General features: G+C 42.6%; 15 protein-coding genes and 1 pseudogene. 8 read left to right on the top strand and 8 right to left on the bottom strand.

Annotated elements, in window-relative coordinates:
• Positions 1-21: 21 nt before the first annotated feature.
• Positions 22-915 (bottom strand): LysR family transcriptional regulator, encoded by an 894-nt coding sequence (locus tag ACU6U9_RS04210; RefSeq protein WP_446733811.1) that lies wholly within the window; start codon positions 913-915, stop codon positions 22-24.
• A 100-nt stretch (positions 916-1,015) separates the two neighbouring features.
• Here ACU6U9_RS04210 and ACU6U9_RS04215 point away from each other — a divergent pair, with 100 nt between their 5' ends.
• Together ACU6U9_RS04215 and ACU6U9_RS04220 are read left to right on the top strand one after the other, a co-directional pair.
• The gene (locus ACU6U9_RS04215) at positions 1,016-2,596 is read left to right on the top strand and encodes an NADH-quinone oxidoreductase subunit L (protein ID WP_446733812.1); all 1,581 of its coding nucleotides are present in this window, start codon (positions 1,016-1,018) and stop codon (positions 2,594-2,596) included.
• On the top strand, positions 2,593-5,037 hold the full coding sequence (locus ACU6U9_RS04220) for a YbcC family protein (RefSeq protein WP_446733813.1): 2,445 nt from the start codon (positions 2,593-2,595) through the stop codon (positions 5,035-5,037). The genes ACU6U9_RS04215 and ACU6U9_RS04220 overlap by 4 nt, the downstream gene beginning before the upstream one ends.
• A gap of 152 nt (positions 5,038-5,189) precedes the next feature.
• Here the strand turns inward: ACU6U9_RS04220 and ACU6U9_RS04225 are convergent, their stop codons facing one another.
• The gene (locus tag ACU6U9_RS04225) at positions 5,190-5,663 is read right to left on the bottom strand and encodes an Mpo1 family 2-hydroxy fatty acid dioxygenase (protein ID WP_446733814.1); all 474 of its coding nucleotides are present in this window, start codon (positions 5,661-5,663) and stop codon (positions 5,190-5,192) included.
• 156 nt (positions 5,664-5,819) lie between these two features.
• On the opposite strand from ACU6U9_RS04225, the gene ACU6U9_RS04230 reads away from it, so the two are divergent.
• Positions 5,820-6,839 carry an AraC family transcriptional regulator gene (locus ACU6U9_RS04230; protein WP_446733815.1) on the top strand — a complete coding sequence of 340 codons (1,020 nt, stop codon included), beginning with the start codon at positions 5,820-5,822 and terminating at the stop codon, positions 6,837-6,839.
• Between the two features lie 112 nt (positions 6,840-6,951).
• On the opposite strand, the gene ACU6U9_RS04235 is transcribed toward ACU6U9_RS04230, so the two are convergent.
• The 3 genes and pseudogenes from ACU6U9_RS04235 to ACU6U9_RS04245 all read right to left on the bottom strand — a co-directional run bounded on the left by ACU6U9_RS04235 (position 6,952) and on the right by ACU6U9_RS04245 (position 9,227).
• The gene (locus ACU6U9_RS04235; protein WP_446733816.1) at positions 6,952-7,185 is read right to left on the bottom strand and encodes a hypothetical protein; all 234 of its coding nucleotides are present in this window, start codon (positions 7,183-7,185) and stop codon (positions 6,952-6,954) included.
• Between the two features lie 22 nt (positions 7,186-7,207).
• Positions 7,208-8,414 (bottom strand): annotated as a pseudogene (locus ACU6U9_RS04240) (IS256 family transposase).
• Positions 8,415-8,810: 396 nt separating this feature from the next.
• Positions 8,811-9,227: an MAPEG family protein gene (locus ACU6U9_RS04245; protein WP_446733817.1), complete on the bottom strand. Its 417-nt coding sequence runs from the start codon at positions 9,225-9,227 to the stop codon at positions 8,811-8,813.
• A 117-nt stretch (positions 9,228-9,344) separates the two neighbouring features.
• On the opposite strand from ACU6U9_RS04245, the gene ACU6U9_RS04250 reads away from it, so the two are divergent.
• Complete coding sequence (locus ACU6U9_RS04250) at positions 9,345-9,989, top strand: TetR/AcrR family transcriptional regulator (protein ID WP_446733818.1); 645 nt, start codon at positions 9,345-9,347, stop codon at positions 9,987-9,989.
• A gap of 121 nt (positions 9,990-10,110) precedes the next feature.
• Here ACU6U9_RS04250 and ACU6U9_RS04255 read toward each other — a convergent pair whose 3' ends face one another.
• The 3 genes from ACU6U9_RS04255 to ACU6U9_RS04265 all read right to left on the bottom strand — a co-directional run bounded on the left by ACU6U9_RS04255 (position 10,111) and on the right by ACU6U9_RS04265 (position 12,680).
• Entirely contained in the window at positions 10,111-10,902 is a 792-nt protein-coding gene (locus ACU6U9_RS04255; protein WP_446733819.1) for a hypothetical protein, read from the bottom strand.
• A gap of 82 nt (positions 10,903-10,984) precedes the next feature.
• Complete coding sequence (locus tag ACU6U9_RS04260) at positions 10,985-11,281, bottom strand: hypothetical protein (RefSeq protein WP_446733820.1); 297 nt, start codon at positions 11,279-11,281, stop codon at positions 10,985-10,987.
• A gap of 526 nt (positions 11,282-11,807) precedes the next feature.
• The gene (locus ACU6U9_RS04265; RefSeq protein ID WP_446733821.1) at positions 11,808-12,680 is read right to left on the bottom strand and encodes a LysR family transcriptional regulator; all 873 of its coding nucleotides are present in this window, start codon (positions 12,678-12,680) and stop codon (positions 11,808-11,810) included.
• A gap of 175 nt (positions 12,681-12,855) precedes the next feature.
• On the opposite strand from ACU6U9_RS04265, the gene ACU6U9_RS04270 reads away from it, so the two are divergent.
• From ACU6U9_RS04270 to ACU6U9_RS04285, 4 genes are read left to right on the top strand one after another with little or no spacing between them, the layout of a single operon-like run.
• A complete protein-coding gene (locus ACU6U9_RS04270) occupies positions 12,856-14,085 on the top strand; it encodes an acyl-CoA dehydrogenase family protein (protein WP_446733822.1) in 1,230 nt (409 codons plus the stop codon).
• Between the two features lie 23 nt (positions 14,086-14,108).
• Positions 14,109-14,924: an SDR family oxidoreductase gene (locus tag ACU6U9_RS04275; protein WP_446733823.1), complete on the top strand. Its 816-nt coding sequence runs from the start codon at positions 14,109-14,111 to the stop codon at positions 14,922-14,924.
• Entirely contained in the window at positions 14,921-15,982 is a 1,062-nt protein-coding gene (locus ACU6U9_RS04280; protein ID WP_446733824.1) for a phosphotransferase family protein, read from the top strand. Before ACU6U9_RS04275 ends, ACU6U9_RS04280 begins: the two co-directional genes overlap by 4 nt.
• A gap of 4 nt (positions 15,983-15,986) precedes the next feature.
• Positions 15,987-16,691 (top strand): histidine phosphatase family protein, encoded by a 705-nt coding sequence (locus tag ACU6U9_RS04285; RefSeq protein ID WP_446733825.1) that lies wholly within the window; start codon positions 15,987-15,989, stop codon positions 16,689-16,691.
• The last annotated feature ends 10 nt before the right edge of the window (positions 16,692-16,701 follow it).

Below are 16,701 nucleotides of genomic sequence, written 5' to 3' on the forward strand. Positions count from 1 at the left end.
TGTTTTTTATTGGTGGTTAGCCTAGATTTTTTGCGAGTGCGCAAATAATGTTTTAACCCAGCTTGATGTGAATTGTCGCTTAACCGTAATACCGTAAAAGTTTTCATAAATTTTGGGTAGCGGCATATAGCGAGTCAGTAAGCCTTGTTCAATTTCGTCTTTTACCACGACCTCAGGTAGAACGGCGAGTGCGCCACAATCACGTGCCAGTAATCGCATCATGGCCATGTCATCGGCTTCGGCTAAAATATTGGGTTTAAACTGATATTGGCTGCAAAAACTATCAAATCCTCGGCGAATTTCACTCTTTTCACCCGGTAATACCCAACGAAATTGGTCATAGTTAAGTGGAAAATCAGTATTAGGTTTTTGAAGAGTAGGGCCAACAATGGCCAGTGGCTGACGGGCAATAAGCTGGCTTTGCCAAGGGGTTCCATCGTTTTCGGTATTGATCACCTGTGTATTGGTTAAGATTAAATCAAATTCATGTTTGGCTAGGCCGTTGAGTAAGTTAGACATGTCACGTGAATGCAGGCTAAAGCGTACCTTTTTTTGATCATCTAGCAGGATCGGTTTAATAAAGCCCTCAATAAAATTTCGCGACATGGTTGATAAAATACCAATGCGAATGTGTTGATATTCGGGCTCTACGCCTCTGCGCATAAGGGATTCAAGCTCTTCACCTTTGGTAAAAATATCTTGTGCGTAAGCCAAAACCTGCTGGCCGGCATCGGTCAGCAGCAGTTTACGCGCACGCCGTTCAAATAAGCTGGCCCCCATGTTGTCCTCAAGTTGCTTGATCTGCGATGACAGCGCACTTTGTGAAACATGCAGCGTTTTTGCCACTTGGGTTAGGTTGCCATGGGTGGCCACCTGCCAAAAATAATAAAGGTGATGGTAGTTTAAGCGGCTCATTTTCGTTCACTTAAATAGAATGAATTGTTACTTTATATCTATTTTACTTGTTTGTCCTGTCAAACCCATACTAAGGAAAATCTAAGAGAAGGGACAAACCATGCAGATCTCTCAATACATACCGCTTATGTTGGGTATGTCTATTCCGCTTATCCTCTTACTTGGTATGACACTTTCATTAATCGCAAAGCCAAATAATGTGTGGCGACATGCGCACTTGACCAGTTTTATAGCCTTGATTGCGAGCGTACTTTTATTAGTGCTTACTTTAATTCAGGGGCCTTACGGCGCGTTTTTAGATTGGGTGAACCTGACGAATGTGAGTGCTGTGGTCTTAGTGGCGGTTTCGTTGATAGCGTTTGTTGTTTTACGTTTTAGTGAAAACTACATGGCAGGTGAGCCCAGACAGCAAAAATTTGCGGGTTTATTGCAACTCACCTTTGCGGGAGCATCAATTGTGATCGTGAGTAACCATCTACTAGTGTTAATGGCCGCTTGGATGACCGTCAGTCTAGCCATGCACCAGTTACTTCTGTTTTATCCTGAGCGTCCAAGAGCAGCGCTTGCTGCCCACAAAAAATTCATTTACGCCCGTTTAGCTGAGCTGAGTTTATTTTCAGCGTTTGTGCTTTTGTATATACAAAACGGCACTTGGGTTATCAGCGATTTAATGGGCCACTATTCAACCACGACGCTGGCACTCAACGGTCAAGAAAACCTAGCCGTTTGTTTAATTGCGTTAGCCGTGATTATTAAAAGCGCTCAGTTGCCAGCACACGGTTGGCTTATACAGGTGGTCGAAGCGCCTACACCGATATCGGCGGCCCTGCATGGTGGAGTGATCAACATGGGTGGCTTTATGTTAATTAGCTTTGCTCCGTTATTCGGTTTGTCGAGCATGGCACAATGGCTAGTGTTGGTGGTTGCGGGTTTATCGACACTTATTGCCGCACTTGTTATGACAACTCGTGTGAGTGTTAAGGTTCGCTTAGCGTGGTCAACCAGTGCGCAAATAGGCTTAATGTTAATAGAGTGTGCCCTTGGTTTATATGAGCTTGCGTTACTTCACTTGGTTGCTCATTCATTTTACAAAGCCCACGCATTTTTAAATGCCGGTAATGCGATTACGTATCACATGATGGCGCGCTCAGCGATTGAATGCCCACCTAGAATTTCGCAGTGGTTATCTTCACTTGTGGCTGCGGCCATTATTGTTGGCGGATCGGCGTACGTAGCAACATCCGTGTTTAATATTTTTGATGGCATTGTAAGCCCTTGGTTATTGCTGGGACTGGCTCTTGTGATGTTACTCGCACAACGAAGCAGCACGCACACGGCCATTAATTTTGTGCCTCACATGCTGTTAGCCGCTGTTATTGTGGGGCTGTATATCACCTTAAAAAGTGCGTCGCACACATTACTTCAGCCGTCACAGCATACCTACAATGTTTGGGCCGATGCTTGGGTCAGTTTGTTGTTTGTTGCCTTGTTTATTGGCAGTTACCTTCAGCGCTATCAGTTGCATCGCCTATGGGTGCAAAAATTTAATTTAGTCTTGTTCGCGGGTTTGTATATCGATGAATGGAGCACCCGTACCACATTAGCCATATGGCCTAAATTGTTGCCTGTGCGCATGAATGCAAAAAAAATGAAGCCAGTTAATAAGGAGAGCTTATTATGAACGCACCGCAATCGATAAATAAAGTATTAACGGCGTTTCAAGAACAAGCCATTAATAATGCGTGCTCAAACGTCGCGCCGAGCTGGCCATTGGATCAAAATATTGCAGTGAACCCTTTTTGGAATATGCGTAATGAATCGTTTGAAAATGTATCGGTTAAATTGTCGGCACTTGGAAAAATTAATACATTAATGCCTGTAAGTTATTACATGGCACAATTTCAAAACGGGACGATTACTGAGGATCACTTAAAGTTAGCGGCCCAAAGCTTGGGCTTAAAATACATGAATAAAAATGTATTGAGTGTGATAAATAAGCAGAGCAACCTAAGCCATTGGCATAACGTTAGCGATTTACTGGATAGCGAAAGAAAAAACAAAGTGGCATGGCGTGATGAAATAACCCATCAAATTAGTCAATTTTGTGCAGCTTATTTTCAATATGATGGTCCACTAAAGCCGATTCATGACACACACCAAGCTGGTTTTTATCAAACTTGGCTCAATATCATTCAACGTGATAAAGGCATTGCTATTTTAATGGGTGAGCCTAAGTTAAATCAATATTTTTTGAACTTGCCCAATGATCAAGACGGTTTATTTGCGCAAGCCATAGACGAACTTGGCATCGATGACGATACTATTGAGCTGTATTTACAGTCGTTATTGCTCGAAGTAAATGGCTGGGCATCATGGGTGGCGTTTCAAAATTTTCATCAAGAAAACCATAAAAAAGACGCCACACTGTTTAACTTTTTAGCCATTCGCTTAGCATGGGAGCTGGTTTTATGGCGTTATTATAATGATCAGTCTACCGAAGACAGTCGTCGATTGAGCTATCAATGGACTCAAGAAAAAGTACAGTTGCCACGAGTTATTGATCAACATAAAGAAGTGCAAGAATCACTCTGGGTTTGGCAAAAAGCCATGGAAATAGCGTATCAAAGCTCCGTCGTTAAAGGGTTGCAAGCCACATTACAGCATGACGTTGTGCAACATGATATTAAAGTACAAGCCGTATTTTGTATTGATGTGCGCTCTGAAGTCATGAGGCGTGCCTTTGAGTCGCAAAGCCCATCGATACAAACTTTTGGGTTTGCAGGTTTTTTTGGTATGCCCATAAGCTATTCACAGCAGGGCAGTGATGCGACGCGTCCACAATTGCCTGGGTTAATTCAAGCCCCGTTTAATGCAGAAGAAGAGGCTTATAATATCGATGTTAAGCAAGCCGAAAATGCAAAGGCGTTTAATCGCACTGCGCGTTTGCAAAACTGGTCGCAACAGCCCAGTGCAACCTTTAGTATGGTTGAGGCAAGTGGTTTGTTTTACGGTTATAAATTATTAAAAAATACACTCTTTTCTAAGAAAAAAGAAAAAGATAAAGGCGAGTTTCAGTCGTCGCCTTATTGGTCTTTAAAGCAAGGGCACCGTCCTGTAACGCTTGCGCAAAAATGCACGCTTATTGCCAATGCATTAAAAGGCATAGGTTTAACTCAAGCCTTTGCACCCAAAGTATTAATGGTGGGCCATGAAAGCCAAGGGGTGAATAATCCACACCAGCACAGCTTGAATTGTGGTGCATGTGGTGGTCAAAGTGGTGAACTGAACGTTCGCATATTTTGTCAGCTGGCCAATGACGAAAGCATTCGTGCCGCACTTAAAAAAGACGGTATTAACATTCCTGACAGCACAGTATTTTTGCCAGTGGTTCATAACACAACAACTGACGACATGCGGGTGGTGAGTGACGCCTCCATCGAGGATGAATTGTTATCTTGGTTAGATAATGCGCAACAGATTACGCAAAAAGAACGCGCTACCAACTTAGGGTTATCTGCTAATGACGCTGAATTATCCGCTAAAATTCGTGCACGTAGTCAAGACTGGTCACAGGTTCGCCCAGAGTGGGGGCTTGCCAATAATGCATCTTTTATTATTGCACCGCGCTCGCTCACAGCGGGATTAAATTTAGAAGGGCGCGCATTCTTGCATGATTACAATGCGAGCCAAGATGAAAACTTTAATGTTCTTAGCAGCATTATGACCGCACCCATGATAGTAACCAATTGGATCAACATGCAATACAACGCATCGGTGATGGATAATGCCAAATACGGCAGTGGTAACAAAGTATTGCATAATGTGGTGGGCGGTAATATCGGTGTGTTCGAAGGCAATGGTGGTGATCTCAGAATTGGCTTGTCTAAGCAGTCCATTCATAATGGCGAAAAATGGATGCATCAGCCTTTGCGTTTGAGTGTGTTTATTGCTGCGCCGTGTAATGAAATTGAAAAAATCATTAACGCCAATGAAAGCATTCAAAGTTTGGTTAATAATAACTGGTTGTTTATTTTACAGTTGGACACCCAAACAATGGATGTTAAGCAATACACCAATCAAACATGGCAGCCATTTTTGATTGCAGAAGGAGGTGAGGTTTAAAGTGAGTACTTAGATAATGTGTGTTTTTTTGTAAGAGTACGATTAAAGAACACGGTTAAAGGGTGCAGCAGAAAACAAAAAAATGCGGCTATCTATTTAGATTGGCCGCTTTTTTTATGGTTAATCATGAATCCAATGACTAACCAATAGCCCTAATATTTAAGACCAATTTTTTGAAAAATGAATGACATTAACCAAGCTGGCCCAATCATTAAAAATTGTACGTCTTTTAAAAATGACGGTTTTTTACCTTCGACTTCATGCCCGTAAAACTGCAATGCCCACAGTGCCACAAACCAAATACCTGCAAACCATAATAAATAACCAGGGAACGCGGCATCAAAAGCCAGAACGGTTGCATAACAAACGCCAGTAAAAACGGCCATGCCAATGGCTAATGGAATCGATAAACGCACATAAAACAAAATTGCCATAACCGACACAATGCTTGCCCAATTAAGATGTGGGCTGACCTCAGCCATGATGGCAGGTACAGGGATGGCATAAATAGCCGCCATCACCGTCCAAACAATTTGCGGTACACAAAACCAATGAATGCGTTTATTGGTTTTGTTTTGGTGGCTAGCACCGTATTCGTCTAACCACTGTTGAATATCTCTCGCCATAAGGGCCTCCTATGTGCCTGTTGTTATGATATTGGCAGCTTTTAACAGTAACAAAATTAAACAAATTATCACTGCCATTATGGGCCTTGTTGATTGACCTTGTGGGCCAATTAGGCCTTAATTGCGAAAAATAATGATAATACGGCCCGTTAGAACATGAATACAGATCATAAGCGTGTCTCGATACATTGGGTGAAAGCCATCTTAGCCGCTGCGCAATCACTGGGTGTTGAACCCAGCTCCATTTTAAAAGAGCTGCATTTACACCTTGATTTAGACGCAAATGAACCCGCTTATTTAACGTTGGACCAAACCCAAGATATTTGGGCTAAAGCCGAAGAAAAAAGCGGGCATGATTTTTTTGGTTTAATGATGGGTCAGCGAGTGCGCCCTGCGTATTTTCACGCGGTTGGCTATTTAGCCATGACCAGCGAAAACCTCATGCAAGCCTACGAGAATTTTATGGCTTACATGCCGCTGATCAGTGAAGGGGCAGAGTTGAGCATGTCGTTCGAAGGACAAAATGTTTGGATTTACTTTTCGCCCAAACCAGATAATAAACCGTTTAGTCGCCACCAGCATGAATCTATTATTGCGTTACTGCTCGCCTTCAGTCGGTGGTTATTGGGCGATGAAACTGTGACACCATTACAAGTGACATTTCCCCATGCTGGCGCAACCGATTTAGCATTTTACCAAACGGTATTGTCGGTTGTGCCGACGTTTAAGCAAGCTGAAACCGCGATTCAATTTCCTAAAGAAATCTTAAAGCGCACACTGCGTGAAAGCGATGCGGGTTTGCATGCACTGCATAAAGCGCATGCTGATCAAATGCTAGCCGCCCATGGTAATACCAGTTGGCGCGCCAAAGTGATTCATTGCATTGTTGCCAGTTCCCACTTTCAGTTATCACGGGAGCAAGTAGCGGATAAATTAAATGTTAGCACGCGTACGTTACAACGCCGCTTACAAGAGGAAGCAACCAGCTTTTTAGAGATTTTAGATGAGCAACGCAAGCAAAAAGCAGAAGAGCTCATTTTCAATACATATAAAAGCTTAAAAGAAGTGGCAATGGAATTAGGCTTTGCAGAGTCGTCTACGTTTTATCGAGCGTGCCACCGTTGGTTTGATGACACGCCCAGTGCATTACGAATGAAACACAATGATGCAGATTGATGCTAGATGAAACATGGTTGTTTATGTGTGAAGAATGAAACAGATAAAATGGTTGCCTATTTTTTTAGTGAGCTCGCTGATCGTAAGTTGTGTTCATCAGTGTTTTCGAATTTTATAGACCATGCTTGTTTTTCAATTGGGTGTTCCAAGCGTAGAGTTTTACATGATGTACTTGGTTGCAACCCTCAGCTTTTTCTTTATCAAGCATTGTTGTCGTGAGTTCATAACCTGCCCAGTTTTCTGAGCGCAGGTGGTCGTGATCACATTCATTAATTTCAAGTTTGCTGATCATTGAATCGATAGAGGCTTTTAGTTTTTTAAGTCCACTTAAATCGAGGCTGTTCAAAATTCTGTGTCAGTTAAATTTTCTACAGGTCGATGTGTTCATCCAGTCGACCTTCAAAATGAATCGCCAGCTGCGACAGCGTAAGATTCCAATTTTGCACGGGATGCGTCCAGCGCTCCGAGACTTTTAAAATACCCGCGTACAATAATTTCAGCAAGCTGTTTTCGTTGGCAAAACCGCCTTTGGTTTTTGTCAGTTTTCTAAATTGCCGATGTACCGCTTCAACGGCATTGGTGGTATAGATGGCTTTGCGCACGTAATCAGGGTATTTAAAATACGTTGTAAGGGTATCCCACTTGGTTCGCCAAGACTTAATCACCATAGGGTATCGATCGCCCCACTTAGCTTCTAGCTCGTCGAGAGCGCTTTCTGCAGCATCCAGGTTAGTCGCCTTATAAACGAACTTTAAATCCGCCATGAACGCTTTCTGATTTTTACTGGCAACGTATTTAATTGAGTTGCGGATTTGATGAATAATACAGTGCTGGATTTCAGTGTTGGGGTAGATGGTCGTAATCGCTTCAGGGAAGCCTTTCTAAGCCATCAATACAGCAGATTAAAATATCTTTAACACCGCGATTGTTTAAATCGGTTAACACACTTAGCCAGTGATGAGCGCCTTCAGAGTCCGATAAATACAGGCCAAGCAGCTCTTTTTTGCCTTCAATATTCACCGCCAAAATGGTGTAAATAGCTTTACTCACGTAACGGCCATTGTCTTTTATTTTATAGTGAATAGCGTCAAGCCAAACAATGGGGTACACCGCATCTAACTCACGCGTACGCCATGCCTGAAGCTCTGGCAGGAGTTTATCGGTAACGGCATTGAGAGTGCCATTGGAGAGGTTTACACCGTACAAATCTTCGATGTGTGAGCGGATATCTTGATAGCTATTGCCCAGTGCAAACAAAGCCAATACTTTACGCTCGAGCTCATCCGTAAGCTGTGTCTGATTTTTCTTAACGATTTGAGGCTCAAAGGTTCCGGCGCGGTCACGAGGGGTTTCTAGCTCGAATTTGCCTGCGGGAGATTTCATGGTTTTTTGGGTTTTGCCATTTTTACGATTATGATTGGGATCATTAGCAAGGTGATCTTCGAGCTCAGCTTGCAAGGCGGCTTCAGTGAGTTGCTTGATTAGAGGGGTAAGAATACCGTCTTTTCCAGTGAGGTCTTGACCTTCACGTAGGGCTTTAAGGGCGGCTTCCATATCGAATGTTGGTTTGGTCATATGTCATCTCTTTTTTAGTGATTTTAAAGAAATGACACAGAATTTTGAACACTACCCTTAAATCTGCGTGAAGGTAAACGGCATCACCTTCTTTATTGGTTATAACACTAAGTAATTCAGGTTTTTCAATCATAATTTATATCGCTGTGCTTATTAAGTGCTTCTAGCACTTTTACAATTTTATTTTAAGGAATATAGCACTCAGTTAATTAAATAGCAGTAAACTTCATTCTCAAACTTATTAGCCCAAGAATTTGAGAAACCCACTACTGCGATATTTTGCATATCTTCCTTTGTACTCAGTTAGTACCGCATTAGCTTAATAAAATAGCGATTAATAATGTAAAGCTAATTGGGATTTTAGCCATTTATGTATTTGCATAAATACGTTGGCGCCTATGATGCTAGTTCCCAAGCTACCTGTATGAGCATAGCGATTAATACAAAACACCCAATCAAAAACAGACGAAGCCTCATTGGGACATAATTAGTACCAATATGCACATAAGCATGAGCGAACCGGCTGAGAGTGAATAGCCATGCGAGAATTATGGCTACAATGCCGACAGCATCAATGCTGTAAAGCACCAGACTGAGTACGTAAAACAATATAGGTGCTTCAAATTGGTTGGCAATGTTGTTAGAGACTTTGACCACATAATCAGGCCACTCTCGATTGTTAAGCGCGGTTTGCTTACGATTTACTTCACCTGCTTTTACCGCCTTAGACTTTCTTACCCCCAAGATAATAAACATTATTAGAGTCAGAAAAATTTGCGCTAGAACAGGCCAGATAATGAGGTTTGAGTTCATTGGGTTTCTCCTTAGTTAATGGATAGTAAAGCGCCTAATTTAAGGTTTTGCCCTTTTAGGCCCGATTACCCATTTTCGCTAAAAACACAGGCTGATGTTAAAATGGACAGTGTCAGTATGAATAATAAAATGGACGGTGTCAATTTGAAGGTAAAACAGAAGCGTACCGCTGGGCAAAAGCACGGCGACTTAAGGATGGAGCTGCTTCGAGAGGGGTTAAAATTGCTCGATACTCAAGGAATCGAGGGCATTACTATACGTGCCGTAGCTCGTAACGCAGGCGTGGCTCATTCAGCCCCCGCTAACCACTTCCCTAATAGGCGAGCCATGCTGACGGCCATCGCGGCTATCGTTTTTGCCGATCTGGCTGATTTGATCACAAAAGCCATAACCGATTTAACGGGTAAACCAGAGCAGGCGATTCAGGCCTTTGCTGAAACTTGCTTTCAGTTTGCTTTCGATAACCCCAGTCGCTACCAATTGCTCTGGCAGCGCCAATTAATCGATCAAGATGACCCATCAGTAGCCAAGGAAATGGAGCGTGTTTATTCAGCATTGCTTTCACTACTGCGACAAGACAACGTAAACCACCGTGTGGACACTGAAACAGACGCCATTGCCATATGGTCAATGATTCACGGTTACATAAGTATGCGATTGGATGGCAACCTTGTAGCTGGTGAAGATACAGTGACGAACTTACCACGACATAAAGCAATTCTGCTGTCACTCATTGATGGTATTTATTATCGCGATAATTGAGTGACAGCAGGGACGCTTTTAGATATCAGCAGGGCATAGCGTCTTGCTAAGCGTTCGCAATAATCGATAGAAATAAATGGCTAACTGGAATCAGCTGTTTTTGAATAAAAATTAAATATGGTTAGCAGGGCACTAAACTTGCGGCATGGCCAATTGCGTGTAAAAAAGTATTAATCATTTCGGTCGTTACTTTTGCTTTGTTGAATGCAATATCACAGAGCACTGCGAAAACAAAAGTGAGGTAGCCAATATAAGTAAAACCAGTGTAATTATTGTAAATAATAGTATAAAACCAGTTTTGCTCGAAGATATAAAAATAAGAACATAGCAACGTTGAAATAAACATTAATACACTAGGAAGAAATAGATGTTTAATTGCTGATGGTTTTAAAAATGAAACCAGCATAAGGAATAAAAATACAACGCCATTTACACTAGCAAAAATACGTACATCAAGGGTAAGCTTTTTAACTATCGCCATATATTTAGCCTGCGTAAAATTGATTAGTTTCAATTTGGCTGCCTCTAAGGAGGCCAATTCAATATTCATTGAATTGCGTGATTTCACCTCCCAATATTGACGACACTCACAATCTATATTGCGAAGCTTTGCTATTTGTGTGGCAATTAACGAAGGAATCTCATTTTTAAACTGCTGTTTTAGGTTTTGGATTTTTGCCTCGGTTTTCTTTCTTAGCTCTTTAGTCTTGTTACCTAATAGCCTTTCAAATTTGCTTTCATCGGGGAGTTTTATGGCATCAATTTTGGCATTTGTTGATTTTTCGAGTTTCCATTCAATAAATGCTTTCCCTGAATGCTCAATTAACTGAGGATTTAAAAATGAGAGCAAGAAAATAGGAATGAACAGAAGCATTCCTAGGAAACCAAATAATCTTAATGTGAAATGCTGCATGGATATTCCTTTAGCCATTTAAAGCACAAGTAGGGCTGAGAAGTTATTCCGATATTATAGCAAGCTGGTCTTGTTATATAAATTAGTCTCCACCAGAGTCGCTTGACCCACTTGAATCCGATGACTCATTATATCCTGTAAACCCAGATGTTCCTCCGTATAATAACCAGCCAGAAAGAGCAAAGAGGGTTGTGGTTATTGCGGTCCAAGTCAAAACTTTTTTTATATCGAAAGTACCCGGTTCGAATGATTGAGTTACTAATAGTAACCCAATAAAAAAGCCAATTAGAGCGCCGCCTTTGAGCCCTTTAAAGCGGTATGCTTTTACAATTTTTTGTCCGTTAGTCAAATGACTCTCCTTAGATAATACTTCAATCATGTGCATGCTTATTCCCTAGACGCTCTTAAACCGTAAAACACTTTTTATTAAACAGGGTGGTATTTGTAAATGCCAATCGGTTTGGTAAATTTTTGCATGCCGCTTATTTATCGAAATAGCGAAGTCCGATTATTTCTGAATCTGATTTTATCATTGTTCAAAATTTAATTATTTTTAATTTATTAATTAGGGGGATGATTATTCTATTCAGTGGTTTTGGCCATGCTCTTTTCTTTTTATCGGTTTATGCCAGTTTGAGTATGTAGGGCGGGCATTGCCCGCCGAGAATGACTTTTGTGTCAGGCGGTGCCTGACCTACAGGTTATTTTCGCGTAATAAGCTCCCTCATTGAATGAGGACCTGATTGGTTTTTACAGTATGTAGGGGGGCATTGCCCGCCGATAACGACTTTTGTGTCAGGCGGTGCCTGACCTACAGATTATTTTCGCGTAATAAGGTCCCTTATTGAATGAGGGCCTGATTGATTCTTACAGTATGCGATATGTTTTTTCGAATGATATTGTTATCACAACTCAATATCTTGTAAAAATGCTCGGAACCACTTGCTGCTGGCGTCGTTGTCGTGGGTGGCGTGCCAATATAAATACACATCGACGCTGCTGGCGGCAAAGGGCAGTTCGATTAATTCTACATCATTAAACTTTTCGGCTAATACGTTGGCGTAGCGCTTGGGCATGGTTAGCCATAAATCACTGCTGGCCACTACCTGACACGCAGCAAAGTAATGTTGGCAGCGTAGAGCAATGTCTCGTTTTAATCCTAACGCGCTAAGGGCGTAATCAACCAAACTTGGGCCAGAGGGTCTTGAGCTGACCACAATGTGTTGGGCGGTGAGGTAATCGTTTTGGCTTATGTTTGCTTTGTTTGTTTTGTCGATTCGTCTTAGCACGACGAGCTCATCTTCGATGAGCTTTTGTTGCCTGATGCTCGCAGGGCTAGGCCGTAAGACATCGACTGCAAAATCCCATTCACCGCTGGCCAGTTTAGCGTCTAGGCTTTTGCGTTCCATGGTGACGCTGGCCACTGAAATATTGGGGCCAAGCTCGGTTAATTTACTGACGAGTGGTGGCAGTAATGTGGCTTCTATGACATCACGCATGGCCATGGTGAAGGTTTTATTAGCTTGTGCTGGGTCAAAGCCATGGGCGTGTTGTACCGCTTGGTTTAATTGGGCGAGTGCGCTTTGAATCTCAGGTAATAGATTTTGCGCCAGCGGCGTTGGGCGCATTTTATGGCCATGGCGTATAAATAGCGGGTCATCTAGGCGATCACGCAAACGCCCAAGGGCATGGCTAATCGCAGGCTGAGTTAAATTCAAGCGAGCGGCAGCACGGGTGAGGCTGCCTTCGCTGTAAATGGCCTCAAAGACGGTAAACAAATTCAAATCTATTTTCATAAGCTATTTGGCAGTTTATGACTGCGAGCCTCATTCGTTATGGCTGATTTTTACTATTAATAACACTAATAAATAAAAATTCAAAATATTCATTAGATTTATAGTTGATAGGGTTTTACTGTAGAGGCATATAAACCAAACGAATAAAGGCATCACCATGGATTTTAACCCGTCACCTCAAGGGGCTGAGCTTCTTAAAAAAGTAACTGATTTCATGAATAACGAAATCATCCCGATTCAAGATGCCTACTACAAAGAACTAAGAGCGTTAGAAAATCGCTGGGTGGTATTGCCTGTTATTGAAGAGCTTAAAGACAAGGCAAAAGCTCAAGGGTTGTGGAACCTGTTTTTACCAAAAAGCGAATATGGTGCAGGCGTGAGCAACAGTGATTACGCATTAATGGCCGAGCAAATGGGCCGCAGCTTCATTGCCCCTGAAATTTTTAACTGTAATGCCCCAGATACCGGCAACATGGAAGTGTTGGTGCATTACGGCTCAGAAGAACAAAAAGAGAAATGGTTACTGCCATTACTAGAAGGCAAAATCCGCAGTGCGTTCTGTATGACAGAGCCCGATGTGGCCTCAAGTGATGCAACCAACATGGCCGCCACGGCGATTATTCAAGGTGATGAAGTAGTGCTTAATGGCCGCAAATGGTGGAGCACAGGTATTGGTCACCCAGATTGCCAAGTGCTTATCTTTATGGGGTTAACTCACCCCGATGCACCTAAGCATGCGCAGCACTCCATGGTGCTTGTGCCTAAAGACTCACCGGGTGTCAAAATCGAGCGTATGCTGCCTGTGTTTGGCGAATACGATGAACCTTACGGTCATGGTGAAGTGAGCTTTGATGATGTACGTTTACCATTAAGCGCGATTATTAAAGGCCCAGGTGCAGGGTTTGAAATTGCACAAGGTCGTTTAGGGCCTGGCCGAGTGCATCATTGCATGCGTGCCATTGGTGCGGCTGAGCGCACATTAGAGTTAATGATTAACCGCGGTATTTCACGTGAAGCGTTTGGTAAGCCCATTATTAATTTAGGCGGTAATCGTGACATCGTAGCCAACGCGCGTATGTCTATCGAGCAAGCCCGTTTATTAACGCTTAAGTGTGCATGGTTACTTGATACCAAAGGCGTTATTGGTGCGTTAAGTGAAGTGTCACAAATTAAAGTGGTGGTGCCTAATATGCTGCAAACCATTGCTGACCAAGCCATTCAAATGTATGGCGGCGCGGGTGTGAGTGATGAGTATTTGTTAACCAGTATTTTTGCTTATGCACGCTGCTTACGTTTGGCCGATGGCCCAGATGAAGTGCATCGCGGCATGGTGGCCAAATGGGAAATGAAAAAATACGCGCAAGCCATTAGTAACCAAGCTAAATAAACACGCTAAATAAAAGGTGTCCCATGAAAAGAATTATTATCACTGGTGCGGCGAGTGGCTTAGGTGAAGCGCTCGCAAAAGAATACGCTAAACAAGGTTGGTCGGTGTGTGTGGCCGATATCCAGCAAGAAGCGGGTGAAGTGTTAGCCCGTCAGTTGGCATCAGCACATGGAACAGACTGCTTTTTTCATACGCTGGATGTGACCAGCGAAGATCAATGGCGCACACTCTACAATGCGGTTGCTCAGCGTTGGCAGGGACTTGAAGCACTCATTAATAATGCCGGTGTTGCATCAAGCGGTGACATTGATGATTTACCCCTAAAAGATTTTCAGTGGACGGTGGATGTAAATTTAATGGGTGTAGTGAAAGGCTGTTACTTTTTTGCGCCGTTACTTAAAAAGCAAGGCGGTTATATTGTCAATGTGGCATCTATGGCAGGCTTATTACACGTGCCGGGTATGTCAGCTTACAATGTGTCGAAAGCGGCGGTTGTGGCATTAAGCGAAACCTTGTGCGCTGAACTTGAAAGCTATGGCATTAAAGTATCGGTATTGTGTCCTGCGTTCTTTCAAACTAATTTAACCAAAAATATGCGTGCAACTCATGCTGGTGGTATTAAAGTGGCAAACCGGTTGATGGAAAAATCGTCAATCAGCGCCGCCGATATTGCCGCTAAAGTACACAGACAATCGCTTGCGGGTAAATTTCATATTTTAACCCACACCCGCGAAAATATGTTTTGGCGTTTAAAGCGCTTTTTGCCGCGTATTTATATGATGCAAATTAAACGCACAGGCCAAAAAATGCATAAAAAAATGACGGAGAAAACAGCATGAGTTTAGAAGATACCGCTGGTTTGATTCGCCAAGGTGAAGAGTTAGATAACGCTGCGGTTAAAGAGTTTTTAGCTCAGCACATTGATAACGCCGAAGGCGAATTAGAAATTTCGCAATTCCCTGGTGGCGCCAGTAACTTAACGTATCAGTTATCTATTGCAGGGCAGGACTATATTTTGCGCCGCCCGCCATTTGGCAAAATTGCAAAAAGCGCACACGATATGCTGCGTGAAGCCAATATTATTGATGCGTTAAAACCCGTTTATCAATATGTGCCAGACATCATCGCTAAATGCGATGATCATGACGTATTGGGCTGTGATTTTTACATCATGGAAAAACTGACCGGCATAATACCGCGTCAAAACATGCCCAAAGAATTAAACATGAACAAAGCGGATACCCGCAGCTTATGTTTAAACGTCATTGATAAACTAATTGAGTTGCATCAAGTCGATATCAAAGCGGCAGGACTGGATAGTCTCGGTAAAGGTGAAGGGTATGTGGCGCGTCAAATTAATGGTTGGAGTGACCGTTACATTAAAGCCAAAACCGAAGACGCCACCGATTTTAAAACCGTGATCGATTGGCTAAAGGCAAACATGCCAGACGATGTTGGTCAGTGTTTAATTCATAATGACTTTCGTTTAGATAACGTGGTGCTTGAAACACAAAACCCGCTAAACGTTATTGGTGTTTTAGATTGGGAGATGGCTACGATAGGTGATCCACTAATGGACTTGGGTAATAGCTTGGCCTATTGGGTACAAGCAGATGACGAGCCTCAGTTCCAAATGATGCGTCGTCAGCCGACGCATTTAGCGGGTATGTTAACCCGCGATGAAGTCGTCGCTTATTACTTAGAAAAAACCGGACGCAGTCTTGATTCGTTTGTATTTTATGAAGTGTATGGTTTATTCCGCTTAGCTGTGATTATTCAGCAAATCTATTACCGTTATTTTCATGGTCAAACGCAAGACAAACGCTTTGCAGGATTTGCCCATGCCGCGCGTTATTTAGAAACCCGTTGTTTGCGTTTAATAAAAGGCGAAGGGTAGTCACGTGGCTGAGTTATACTTGATTCGTCACGGTCAAGCCAGCTTTGGTCTGGCCGATTACGATGCGTTGTCTGATCTGGGTGCGCAGCAAGCACAAGTGTTGGGGCACTGCTTAGCGTCTTCTATTAAGCCAACGCAGCTGATTTGTGGTTCGCTTAATCGTCAACAACAAACAATGGATAACTTGCTGGTGGGTTTTGAAAGTGCAAGCGCTGAGAAATTGGCTTTGCCAATAAAAGTAAACCCTGACTTTAACGAGTTTGATCACGAAAATGTACTTGAAGTCTTTAACCCTGAGTTTAAAGACCGCGAATACATGGCCAAGCAAATAATGGCGCAGAAGAACCCTGAAAAAGTATTCCATAAAGAATATCGTAAAGCGGTTTTGCAATGGCTAGACAGTGATCACAGTGATTACAGTGAAAAATTTCAGTCTTTTTATCAGCGAGTTAATCAGGCCGTTAATGCTGTTGTGAGCAATGCTCAACGACAAGAGTGTGTGGTGGTGGTGAGTTCAGCAGGGGCGATCTCAATGTGTTTGCAGCAAGTCCTCGATATTAGCCCGATAAAAGCATTTGAATTAAATGAAATGATGGCGAATAGCGCCGTCACTCGCTTAGTATTTAATGAAGTAGGCGATTTAAATTTATCTTACTTTAATAACTACCAGCATTTATCATTGGCTGGTACCAAGATAACGTATCGCTAAATAAAAATAA

The organism is Pseudomonas sp. HK3 (assembly GCF_052920985.1).